The sequence below is a fragment of the Kordia sp. genome (genome assembly GCF_045105435.1).
Classification (GTDB): Bacteria; Bacteroidota; Bacteroidia; order Flavobacteriales; family Flavobacteriaceae; genus Kordia.
The window spans coordinates 1-11321 of record NZ_JBGCDL010000360.1; the positions used below are offsets into that span (position 1 = coordinate 1).

Below are 11321 nucleotides of genomic sequence, written 5' to 3' on the forward strand. Positions count from 1 at the left end.
AATAAATAATCGAAGTTAATTCCGCCAATTACGTGACTCGACAATTGTTTTACAATCGCACTTTTTGCCGTTCCTGGAGGTCCTAATAGGAATACGTTTTCTCTTGCCAAAAGTCCAATTCCTAATAAATCGATGACCTCATCTTTACCGACAAAGATATTTTTGATTTCATCGAGTATGGTTCGTATTTTTTGTGTTTCGTTCATAATGTTATGCTTCAGGTATAAACGCGCTCCAAAAGTGTTTGGAATGTTCTCCTAATTGGATAGCAACGTTTTCTTGAATGATTTTGTGTGCCGTGAGGCTGATATCTTTTTTTGCGATGACTCTGTCAATGAATAGTGTTTGAAAACAGTTATTTTCAAAGTGTTTCGCAAGTGTTTCTTCGTTAATTTCAATTTCCATATCGTGTCCGATTGTGGAATATTGAAAGGTTTGTAATTGCTTTGTGAGTATTTTTGCGAGCCAATCTTCTGCATCTATATGTTCTAATTCTTTGATGATAAACGGCAAGAATCTGAGTGATATATCTGCCGAAAGGCACACACTTGGCGTAATTTCAGCTTTAAAATCGGTAAAGAATTTACTTAAATCTTTAGGTTCTTCCGTACGATGTGCTAGAAACTGCGCTGCATAGTATATTGTTTTTGCTGCCCAAACGGCGGCTTCTTTGTGAAACGTTGGCGCTTCAAACGGATAATTTAGCGATTCGTTTTCATATTCTTGTTCTAAAAAATCGGCTAAATCACTGAGTTCATTTGTACTTACTTTTGGCTTGTTTGTATAGAGCACAAATTGTCCAGAAGTACGTAAATGATGAATGGTTTGCAGTATGTTATTTTGTATGCTCAAGAGATTGAATGCGCAATATGTAGCGTTTGTATTGGTTGGTAACACTCAAAAGAACGAAAATTTTATGGAATTGGCAATTTTTAGGTGTTGCATTTCTACTTCGCTCAATGTGACAGGTTTTAGCGTTTGATATTAAGGGTACAAATGTGATTTACGGGAATACCGTACTTCAGTTCTAGATTATTTTGATAATTTGAACACTTATTAACCAATTTTTTTAATCATGAAGAAACAAAAACTTACAACGTTAAAGCTAAACAAAAAGTCCATTTCAAAATTTGAAGTTAAAACTTTAACAGGTGGAGACGATACAAGATGGGCGATTGCAGGTACTTATTTTTGCTGTATTCGATATAAATAATCTTTGTAGCATATAAAATTAAAACCGTTTCATTTTATGTATTGAAACGGTTTTTTATGTTTTGTCTCGTCTTGAAATCGTGGATGAAATTGAACAAGGCAAACTTCATCATAAAAGTTCAATTTGACGATAACTTACTTCGTATAATATCCTTTTTCAGGAATAGAAATCATGTACTTTTTTCTCGATTTATTGTTCAACTTGTTTTCGCGCAACCACGGATTGTGAATTTTTAAGATTTTATAGTTGATTCCAAATTCTTTTGCGAAGCTTGCAAAGTTTGTAACGGCAGTATCTACTTCTACTTTGTAGGTTGGAATGTGCGTGTATAAATGTTTTTCATTGAAGTTGAAACCGTACTTTTTAGCATTGGTAAAGATTTCTTTTAACGCCACTACTCTAAAAATGTAACGACCAGTTTCTTGCCCTAATAATAAATCGTAGTATGAGTTTACTTGTTGATCATCCATTCGCTTTCCAATTCCGCCATTTCCTGCGTTGTATGCTGCTGCTGCTGATGTCCAGTTTCCGAATTTCTTTTTGGAAGCTAATAAGTACTTGCACGCTACACGTGTTGCTTTTTCTAAATGAAAACGTTCGTCAACATTTGAATTGATTTCCATTCCGTTTTCGCGTCCTGTTGCTTTCATTATTTGCCAAAAACCTCTTGCACCTGCTGGAGATGTTACGTTTTGTAATCCGCTTTCAATGACAGCTAAATATTTAAAATCGTCTGGAATTCCGTATTCTTTTAAGATTGGTTCTATGACTGGAAAGTATTTGTTTGCACGTTTAAATAGTAATAAACCATTTGATTGCCAATAGGTATTTACCAACAATTCTCTGTCCATGCGTTCTTTGATATCTGGCAAATGCAATGGCACTTGTTCTCCTGCAAAATTTAGTGTTTCTGGCAGATCCAATGCATATACATTGTAATCGTTGTTATCATTTACAGTTGCTTTTGTTGTTTGACTTGTTGCTGTTGAAGTACTTTCAGCCGTCATAACTTTGTCTTGCTGTACTGCATTCATTAGTAATACTCCGAGGAAAATTAATCCAAGAAAGGCAAATCCATTTTTAAGTTTACGCATGTGGTATTTTTTTTAAATATTTCTTAATCGACTTTTACTTAGCTATTTTGGTGTAATTATAAAAATGGTCGGATAGGGATTACAAAAATAACAAACTGATTTAGAATCATGCAGCTATCTGTGTAATTTGTTGTTAATTTAAGGAAAGTTTTTCTATTCTTTGATCAATCTTGGCAAATTTTCATTAAACCATCTAAATTTATTGAGTACCATAATATGTGTTCCGCCTTTGATGGAAATACAATCTGAAATATGCTGTATTGGAAAAACGCGATCTTTGTCGCCATTAATATGAATGGTATTTGGCAACGGTTTTTCTTGATTCCAATTGACAATTTGCGCAATAGACCAATCTAAGTAATATTTATCGCGAATAGAAAGATATTCTTCATACAATTCCAAGCGTTTGGTTACGACTTCACCAAAAGCAAATTTGCTCAATACTTCTATATTATTTACCAAACTTGTAGGAATGAGTTTGTATATTTTGGTAGCACGCGCTAGTTTCATGCGGCGCGGTAATTCGTGTTTAGATTTCACACTCGATATTACAAAAATCTTTTGCACACTGATGTACTTTGCCATTTCTTGCACTAAGATTCCTCCAAAAGAAACACCTATTAAAATGATGTTATCATGTACTACTTTTTGTGCCATTCTTGATGCATAATGCGTCAAAGTCTCCCCTTTTTCGGGCAGAAACCACTCTAAATAGTGAACTTCAAATTCTTCTTTTGGCAATTCAATATACTTGAATATTGTAGGATTTGCAGCCATTCCTGGCATAAAATAAACTTGTATTTTACTTACGTTCATACAGATAGTCAACTTAAAAACTCGGAAATCTACTCTAAATTTCTTATCTTTGCAAAGTTAAATCAAGATTTCTTCTAAACATTACATTTTTTAAAGATTAATTTAAAATTAAATTGCTATGGATAATGCTACTATTATTGTTATCAATGATAACGAATTTTTACGCCAATTTGAACACAAGACGGAACATGGAATGGCCAAGATTGAGTATTCATTACAAGAGCGTAAAATCTTTCTAACAAAATTAATAGTTCCCGAAGGACTTGACGATGTAGATTTTAAAAATGCATTTATCAAAACGGTTCTAGATAGTATTCAAGAGCGAAACCTGAGAGTTGTGCCAACTAGCCCAAAGATTGCTAGTTTTTTACGAAAAAATAAACAGTATAAAGATTTATTGCCAGTCGGTGTAAGAATCTAAAAAAATAAAAAAGGGAACTATATAAGTTCCCTTTTTTTATACACAGTAGTTTTTAGTATTATTTCTTTTTCAATTTGTCCAACGCTTCTTTTGCCTGTGCTTCTACTTTTTCAAGCAATACTTTTAATTCTTTTGGCGCAGCGTATTTATCGCGAATGTGAATCTTTTTTCCTTTGTAGGTCAAATATGTGTTTTGCAAATCCATGATACGTTCGTTGTCATACTTTCCCTGAAAACCCATAAAGTTTGATTGCTCAAATTCGTTAAAAAGCGATTTCGATTTGCTTGCCGTAATTTTTACAGAATGATTTCCTTGCACTTGTGCGTTAAATTTTCCTGTGTAATATACGGTTCCATCTGCATAGAATTTCATTGTGAATTCTTCGCAAGTTCCTTTACATGGCGATTTGTACAATTCGATATATGCTCCTTTTGGAACACCATCAGACGAACCTTGTGCGTTGTTTGGATTTTCAAACATTCCGACATTGGTAGTTTCTTCTGTTGGTATTTTTTCTTTTCGCGTGTACGCTGTTTCAGTCGCTTTCTGAGTTAATTCATTTTTAGATAACACTTTGTAGCGTTCAAATTTAATTGCTACCACATCAGACGAAAGTGTTACAATATCTTTGTCTAAATTTATTGTTGAAACTTTACGCAACGCATCTACAACTGCTGATGAGAAATCGGAATCGCAGCACATTTGTGTACAGCCTAATTCTCCTAATTTAATTTCGCTTTTCCCTGTGATTGTGTATGATCCAAAGCAATTGTTTTTATCTAATTTCAACAAAAAACGAGTTTCACTATTCACTGTCAAAATCACATCATTAGTCATTTTAACAACCGTTCCGTTATTTTTAAGTTCAGTCACTTTCCAAGAACTTCCAATAAATTCTTTGGTAGAAGCGTCGCAGCTTATTAAAGTTAAGACTAATATTGAGAGTAGTGTTGTTTTCATTTGGGTATCCTATTTTATTAATGCTGTCAAATGAAATTCGCTTAAAAACTTTTATCAATTATAAAGATAAAATAGAGTTCTGCTCATTTCAAATGATATAAATTCAATAGTTAAATATAAGTATCTATTTATAATAATTAATAGTTACAAAGCTATAATTACATGAATCGTACCAAAACCGTATAAAGCCGATGAAGCGTATTATTGTTCAAATCTAAAAAAATGAAACACTTGATTAATTTAGATTTACAAAACCGCTTCTAAAGTAGATTTTCATGTTGTTTCGCAACTTATCACGTTCTGATTTTTCTCCAGCTACAGCTGAATTAGACATGGTATAAAAATCTCCACTTTTAAATTCAACATATCCATATATAACTTGTTGTTTCTCTCGATCGGGCATTTCTGACAATACTATTTTAGTTTCCGTACAAGGCACTTCTAGCCTAAAAATAAAATCATCGGTTTCGTTATATGCATACGTAGGAAAGTCATCTGAACTTAACATGTGGTAGAGTGTTGCTTTCTCGTCATTTATCTGAATATCAAATCCAAAACCGCCAAAAATCCCAAAAGCGCCATCAATCCTAAGCAAATCATCATGCCAAAAATAGAAGGATTTGAAAGGTGATTTCTTTGAAAAATCTGTTGTCGAAGCCGTCAATTCATCGTTTGTATAACTCGTTAAATGAAAGCTATTTTTGTAGATCTGCATATCATTATTAAAACGTTTTGAATTTGGTGTGTCCTCAATATACTTTTCGACTTCATTTTTGATATTTGGATCAATAATTAATCCTTCAATGTCACTTTTTTGCTCGTTTGAACATGATAGTAGCAAGAAAGCAACTAATAGTATTCCGTATTTCATCACATTATTTTTATAATTAACTAAACACAACTGTTTCATCCACAAAATTGAAACGTAGCATTCCATCATCATCAATTTTAGTTAACGTAACTTTGTAAAGTGTATTCACCAATTCTGGATTCCAAGGCGCTTTTACTTTCACATAGTTTTCTGTAAAACCGTGAATGTATCCTTCTTTGTTTTCACTCTCAAATAAAACCGTTTTCGTTTTTCCTAATTGACTTTCATAGAAAGCTCTACGCTTTTTCACAGACAATCCGCGTAACATTTTACTACGTTTTTTGCGCACATTTAGCGGAACTACGTCTTCCATTTCGGCTGCGACTGTATTTTCACGTTCCGAATAGGTAAATACATGTAAATACGAAATATTTAATTCCGTTAAGAAGTTATAGGTTTCTAAGAAAATTTCGTCGGTTTCCCCTGGAAATCCAACAATTACATCTACACCAATACACGCATCTGGCATAGTTTCTTTTATTTGTGTGACACGATCTACATACAATTCACGCATGTAACGACGACGCATTAAACGCAATAAAGTGTTGCTTCCACTTTGCAATGGAATATGAAAATGTGGTACAAATGTGTTGCTTTTGGATACGAAATCGATCGTTTCATTTTTTAACAAATTTGGCTCTATAGAAGAAATTCGCAAACGCTCAATTCCTTCAACCTTATCTAGTTCTTGAACTAATTCTAGGAATGTATGTTCGTGTTTTTTATTTCCAAATTCTCCTTTTCCGTAATCGCCAATATTTACGCCTGTCAGCACAATTTCTTTGATATCCTTTTCGGAAATTTCTTTGGCATTTTTTAATACATTTTCAAGTGTATCACTTCTTGAAATTCCTCTTGCGAGCGGAATTGTACAATAGGTACATTTATAATCACAGCCATCTTGTACTTTTAAAAAAGCACGTGTACGATCGCCAATAGAATAACTTCCGACATAAAAATCGGCTTCTTCAATTTCGCAAGAATGCACTTCTCCAAAATCGTTTTTTGTCAAATCGTTAATATAATCGGTAATTTTAAACTTTTCTGTCGCGCCAAGCACTAAATCCACACCATCAACAGCCGCCAATTCTTCAGGTTTTAGCTGCGCGTAACAACCAACTGCCGCCACAAACGCATCCGGATTTACTTTTTGCGCTTGTTTTACAATAGTTTTAAAGCGTTTATCCGCATTTTCAGTCACGCTACACGTATTAATTACATACATATCAGCATGTTCGGAAAAATCTACCTTTTCAAAACCTTCTTCTTGAAAATTTCGTGCAATTGTAGACGTTTCTGAAAAATTCAGTTTGCAACCTAGCGTATAAAAAGCGACTTTTTTTCTATCGTTCATTCCTGTACTTTTCTACCAAAACGGTAGCGATTTGTATTTTTATTTATGTACTTTTAAACCTTGTTAATGTGAGTTTGAAATTAAGAAAATAATCACATATTTGTCTTTACATAATTACCAATTTTTCAAATCGAGCGCAGTCGAGATTCAGTGAAAATATCTGTTATATTAGTATTTCTCGACTGCGCTCGAACTGACAAGTATTGATTCATATTATAATTGGTAAATAGTAAATCAAAAATGCTGTATCAAATTCACAATTTAGCATAGTTTAAGCCTGCAAATTTACAATTAATTCAGAATATGATAAAATTAACAATGCAACATTTTAAATTGATATTTAAGCAGCTATCAATTCTTTGTTGGTTGTTGATTTCTTTTTCGTGTCAACAAGATCGTTCCAAGGATCGAGATCATTTGGTTTTCCGCTATAACGAGCATGCAAATATTACCTCGTTAGATCCTGCTTTTGCGAAAGATCAACGGAATATTTGGGCAGTGCACCAATTGTTTAATGGTTTGGTGGAAATGGACGCCGATTTGAATGTGATTCCTGCCATTGCAACTTCTTGGAAAGTCTCTGATGATGCACAAACCTATACATTTACTTTGCGTGATGATGTACCGTTTCACAAGCACAAATTGTTTGGAAAAGACAGTACACGAACAGTAACTGCGTACGATTTTGAATATAGTTTTGAGCGAATTTTAGATGATAAATTGGCTTCTAGCGGACGCTGGATTTTTAAAAGTGTAGATCGATTTAAAGCGATTGATGATTCTACTTTTGAAATTACCCTGAAACAACCATTTCCTGCATTTTTAAGCTTACTTACGATGAAATATTGTTCGGTAGTTCCGAAAGAAATTGTGGAATATTATGGCAATAGTTTTAGAGCGAATCCGATTGGAACTGGTCCTTTTCAGTTTAAGATTTGGGAAGAAAACACAAAATTGGTCTTGCGCAGAAACCCAAATTATTTTGAGAAAGATGCCACAGGAACACAATTGCCCTATTTGGAAGCAGTTGCTATTACTTTTTTACCCGATAAACAGAGTGAATTTTTACAGTTTGCACAAGGAAATATTGACTTTTTGAATTCGCTTGATCCATCATATCAAGATGAAATTTTAAATGCTTCTGGGCAATTGCGAGAAACGTACACTTCCACAGTAAATATGATTACGGGACCGTATTTAAACACGGAATATTTAGGTATTTATATTGGAGATAGCACCAATGTTTCAAGTCATCATTTGTTACGAAAGGCAATGAATTACAGTTTTGATCGCAAAAAGATGATTACCTATTTACGAAGCGGAATTGGAACGCCAGCCATTCATGGTTTTATCCCGAAAGGATTGCCTGGTTTTAATAATATTAAAGGTTTTGAGTATGAACCTGAACGCGCAAAAAGTTTGGTCAAACAATATATTTCAGAAACTGGAAATGCTTCACCAGAAGTTGCGATTACAACGAACGGACAGTATTTGAATTTCTGTGAGTACATTCAGCGAGAGCTAGAAAAAACAGGTATTAAAGCGAGTGTAAATGTGATTCCTGCTTCTACAATTCGTGAGAAGCGCTCGAAAGGTGAATTGCCAATTTTTAGAGCGAGTTGGATTGCCGATTATCCAGATGCAGAAAATTATTTATCGCTTTTTTATAGTAAAAACTTCACACCAAACGGTCCAAATTATACACGTTTTAAAAATATACAGTTTGATGAATGGTACGAAACTGCACTTCGTGAAACCGATCCAACTATACGCGCTAAAATCTACACGAAAATGGATTCTTTACTAATTTCAGAAGCGCCACTGATTCCTTTGTATTACGATCAAGTCGTTCGATTTACACAAAAAAATGTACAAGGTTTGGGTATAAATCCACAGAATTTATTGGAATTGAAACGTGTTCAGAAAGTGAAATAATACTTAAATCTGAAGCTTATAGAATATAAATCTAACGTATATCCTATTTTCTATTATTTAGAACTATTGTACATTTTGATAAAATTCGCCAATTCGAGTGAAATTTGTATCGAGAATAACATTTTTCGAACTAAAAGTGTTCTCGATACAATTTTTCGTGCCTCAAAATCACTCGAAATGACGTTTCCTTATACACTTGAATTCAAAATGAACAACAGGTGTTTAGAGTAAATTCTATAAAAAGAAATTTAAACTTAACTAAATTGTAGTATGTTTCCTTATTTTTGTTTTATGAAATACATTTCTTCTCTTATTATTCTTTTTCTTTTTGTTAATTGTTCGGAGAAACCAACTGTAAAAACTACGGAAACAGTGTCCAAAAAAGAAAATATTGTACTTATTTTTGGCAAACGTACTTTTGAAAAGGATACAATATACTTTAATAATGGGAAATCGTATTCTTTAAAAAAAAATCCGATTCTTACCTATTTTGAGAATTATCCTTATGAACGACACGAAATCAAAGCCCATAATTTAAATAGTAGCGATACGATTACTATTGCTACTAAAAATCAGATTTTACTAGAACACCGCTATCATTATTTTTATGCTTCTAATTATGTACTAAAAGCAGGAGATACTATTCAGTTCGATTATAAAAATGATGCTCCTTACGCACGCCTTTTAAATAATAGAAAGTTAGATACAGTATTAAATTTTGAAGTGAATTATAATCTGGCTAATGACATTTATGTAGATGATATTGAATTCCGAGAGAAGCACGGTAGATACAGAACAAAGTCAGAATACGATGTGTATTTAGAAGATTTGATAAAAAATCGAACCAAACAATTAGTAGTTTTAGATTCCCTACATTCAAATGGGAATTTCCAAAAAACAAATTATAATTTCCAAAAAAATAAACTCAAATACAGAATCAATCTGATGTCTGACTTTTCAGATATTGATAAAGATAAAATTGAATTGCAAAACGATTCCTTGTTGATGCTTCCACTCTACAAACGTTTTTTATCTTATTATGTAACGGAAACACTGAACATTCCCATCATTAAAAGAAAAAATGTCCGAATAGCTGATAAATTGATTCTCTTCGATTCCATTCAAAATAGCAACTTATTTTCAAAAAAAATACAGCATTATTTATTGTATGCTACGTTGAAAGATATTGCCAAATATTATCCGTTGGCTGATTTTAAATCTTACCATCAAAAGTTTACAGAAACAGTGAAAGATAGCACGCTTTTAAATTTGATAAACGACACCTATTTAACCGATTTTATCTCCTTGAAAGGAAAAACAGATGATGTTTATTTAACCAATACAACTAAAGAACGAACTACACTCACGGAAATCATTCAGCAATTTAAAGGGAAAGTTGTATATGTTGATTTTTGGGCAAGTTGGTGCGCTCCGTGTCGCGCAGCTATGAAACCTGCTAAAAAGTTGCGAAAAACCTATGAAAACAAAGATTTTGTCTATATTTTTATTTCTATTGACAAAGATTTTTCTCAATGGCTTAAAGCTTCTAACGAAGAAAATTTAAAGTATTTTAAAAATAATTATTTGTCTGTAAATTATCCATCTGCCCAGTATTACAGAGAATTACAGATGAAATCAATTCCACGATATATCATGTATGATACAAAAGGAAATATGATTTCTAAAGATGCGCCAAGTCCAAAAGATGCAGAAATTTATGAATTTATTGATCAGTACATTGATAAATAATCCACAGAATTTATTAGAGTTAAAACGTGTTCAGAAAGTGAAATAATGCTCCAAATTGTAACTTTTTTCTTCTTTTATATACAGATAATAGTATATGTTCAATTTAAAAGAAGAAGCTTATGTTAGGATCAGGATTTGGGCTCTATGCAATAGAAGCATTTAAAAGAGATAGGAAAAGAAGGAAGCAACACACACCATTTAGTAGTGATTCATTGCGATATCAAGGAAAGAAGATTACGAAAGTATTTCCAAAAGCTACCAAAATACAGTTGTTGGAAATTCGTGAACGCATGAAGAAACAAAATCGCAAAGAGCGCGACAAGTTGATGCTCTCTTTTATCATTGCAATTCCTATAACTATTGGACTTATTATTTTTGCAACTAAATATTTTGGGATTTACTAAGTTTCTAAATAGTTATTAAAATCAGTATTCACCTTAAAATTCTATATTATGTCTGGCTTTTCATCACATGCAAATACCGTTATACGAAATAACAAACGCAAGCGCATCAATAAGCTTGATCGTGTAGAACGCTATATTGGCACAAAAACTTCTGAAGCAGAATACAATGAAGCATCAGAGTATATGCTACATAAAATTAGAGATAATGTACAAAAGCAACAACGCAAAACAAGACGTATGGCAATCATTGTATTTCTAGTTTTCGGTGTCATCATAAGTAGTTTTATGTACTACTTCTTGTTTATGTATTGAAAAAAGATTATTTAATCTGTTGTGCATTTTGATAAAATTTCGTCAATTCGAGTGAATTTTACGATTGAAAATGAGTCAAATTTGTATCGAGAATAGAATATTTTGTACTAAACAGTTCTCGATACGATTTTTCGTACCTCAAAATCACTCGAAATGACGTTTCGTTATACTTTTGAATTCAAAATGCACAA

General features: G+C 32.7%; 12 protein-coding genes and 1 pseudogene. 6 read left to right on the forward strand and 7 right to left on the reverse strand.

The window, feature by feature from the left end; translation table 11 throughout:
* Both AB8B65_RS18215 and AB8B65_RS18220 read right to left on the reverse strand, forming a co-directional pair.
* A pseudogene (locus tag AB8B65_RS18215) lies at positions 1-206 on the reverse strand (ATPase); the annotation flags it as partial.
* Positions 207-210: 4 nt separating this feature from the next.
* Positions 211-852, reverse strand: a complete 642-nt coding sequence (locus AB8B65_RS18220; protein ID WP_405302715.1) for a hypothetical protein — start codon at positions 850-852, stop codon at positions 211-213.
* Between the two features lie 223 nt (positions 853-1075).
* On the opposite strand from AB8B65_RS18220, the gene AB8B65_RS18225 reads away from it, so the two are divergent.
* The gene (locus AB8B65_RS18225; RefSeq protein WP_405302716.1) at positions 1076-1213 is read left to right on the forward strand and encodes a hypothetical protein; all 138 of its coding nucleotides are present in this window, start codon (positions 1076-1078) and stop codon (positions 1211-1213) included.
* 134 nt (positions 1214-1347) lie between these two features.
* Here the strand turns inward: AB8B65_RS18225 and AB8B65_RS18230 are convergent, their stop codons facing one another.
* Both AB8B65_RS18230 and AB8B65_RS18235 read right to left on the reverse strand, forming a co-directional pair.
* A complete protein-coding gene (locus tag AB8B65_RS18230) occupies positions 1348-2307 on the reverse strand; it encodes a lytic transglycosylase domain-containing protein (protein WP_405302717.1) in 960 nt (319 codons plus the stop codon).
* Between the two features lie 153 nt (positions 2308-2460).
* Entirely contained in the window at positions 2461-3123 is a 663-nt protein-coding gene (locus AB8B65_RS18235) for an alpha/beta hydrolase (protein WP_405302718.1), read from the reverse strand.
* A 118-nt stretch (positions 3124-3241) separates the two neighbouring features.
* On the opposite strand from AB8B65_RS18235, the gene AB8B65_RS18240 reads away from it, so the two are divergent.
* Positions 3242-3544: a GNAT family N-acetyltransferase gene (locus tag AB8B65_RS18240; protein ID WP_405302719.1), complete on the forward strand. Its 303-nt coding sequence runs from the start codon at positions 3242-3244 to the stop codon at positions 3542-3544.
* A gap of 58 nt (positions 3545-3602) precedes the next feature.
* On the opposite strand, the gene AB8B65_RS18245 is transcribed toward AB8B65_RS18240, so the two are convergent.
* From AB8B65_RS18245 to mtaB, 3 genes are all read right to left on the reverse strand, one after another.
* On the reverse strand, positions 3603-4505 hold the full coding sequence (locus AB8B65_RS18245) for a DUF6438 domain-containing protein (RefSeq protein WP_405302720.1): 903 nt from the start codon (positions 4503-4505) through the stop codon (positions 3603-3605).
* A 235-nt stretch (positions 4506-4740) separates the two neighbouring features.
* Entirely contained in the window at positions 4741-5376 is a 636-nt protein-coding gene (locus tag AB8B65_RS18250) for a hypothetical protein (protein ID WP_405302721.1), read from the reverse strand.
* A 16-nt stretch (positions 5377-5392) separates the two neighbouring features.
* Positions 5393-6730 (reverse strand): tRNA (N(6)-L-threonylcarbamoyladenosine(37)-C(2))-methylthiotransferase MtaB, encoded by a 1338-nt coding sequence (gene mtaB / locus AB8B65_RS18255; RefSeq protein ID WP_405302722.1) that lies wholly within the window; start codon positions 6728-6730, stop codon positions 5393-5395.
* A gap of 303 nt (positions 6731-7033) precedes the next feature.
* On the opposite strand from mtaB, the gene AB8B65_RS18260 reads away from it, so the two are divergent.
* From AB8B65_RS18260 to AB8B65_RS18275, 4 genes are all read left to right on the forward strand, one after another.
* Entirely contained in the window at positions 7034-8665 is a 1632-nt protein-coding gene (locus AB8B65_RS18260; RefSeq protein WP_405302723.1) for an ABC transporter substrate-binding protein, read from the forward strand.
* A gap of 372 nt (positions 8666-9037) precedes the next feature.
* Positions 9038-10414: a TlpA family protein disulfide reductase gene (locus AB8B65_RS18265; protein ID WP_405302724.1), complete on the forward strand. Its 1377-nt coding sequence runs from the start codon at positions 9038-9040 to the stop codon at positions 10412-10414.
* 119 nt (positions 10415-10533) lie between these two features.
* The gene (locus AB8B65_RS18270) at positions 10534-10818 is read left to right on the forward strand and encodes a hypothetical protein (RefSeq protein ID WP_405302725.1); all 285 of its coding nucleotides are present in this window, start codon (positions 10534-10536) and stop codon (positions 10816-10818) included.
* A gap of 48 nt (positions 10819-10866) precedes the next feature.
* Entirely contained in the window at positions 10867-11130 is a 264-nt protein-coding gene (locus AB8B65_RS18275; RefSeq protein WP_405302726.1) for a hypothetical protein, read from the forward strand.
* Positions 11131-11321 lie beyond the last annotated feature (191 nt).

Coding starts and splice junctions, on each gene's coding strand:
- AB8B65_RS18260 (WP_405302723.1), top strand. CDS start 7,034: ATGATAAAATTAACAATGCAACATTTTAAATTGATATTTAAGCAGCTA.
- AB8B65_RS18230 (WP_405302717.1), bottom strand. CDS start 2,307: ATGCGTAAACTTAAAAATGGATTTGCCTTTCTTGGATTAATTTTCCTC.
- mtaB (WP_405302722.1), bottom strand. CDS start 6,730: ATGAACGATAGAAAAAAAGTCGCTTTTTATACGCTAGGTTGCAAACTG.
- AB8B65_RS18240 (WP_405302719.1), top strand. CDS start 3,242: ATGGATAATGCTACTATTATTGTTATCAATGATAACGAATTTTTACGC.
- AB8B65_RS18250 (WP_405302721.1), bottom strand. CDS start 5,376: ATGAAATACGGAATACTATTAGTTGCTTTCTTGCTACTATCATGTTCA.
- AB8B65_RS18225 (WP_405302716.1), top strand. CDS start 1,076: ATGAAGAAACAAAAACTTACAACGTTAAAGCTAAACAAAAAGTCCATT.
- AB8B65_RS18245 (WP_405302720.1), bottom strand. CDS start 4,505: ATGAAAACAACACTACTCTCAATATTAGTCTTAACTTTAATAAGCTGC.
- AB8B65_RS18235 (WP_405302718.1), bottom strand. CDS start 3,123: ATGAACGTAAGTAAAATACAAGTTTATTTTATGCCAGGAATGGCTGCA.
- AB8B65_RS18270 (WP_405302725.1), top strand. CDS start 10,534: ATGTTAGGATCAGGATTTGGGCTCTATGCAATAGAAGCATTTAAAAGA.
- AB8B65_RS18275 (WP_405302726.1), top strand. CDS start 10,867: ATGTCTGGCTTTTCATCACATGCAAATACCGTTATACGAAATAACAAA.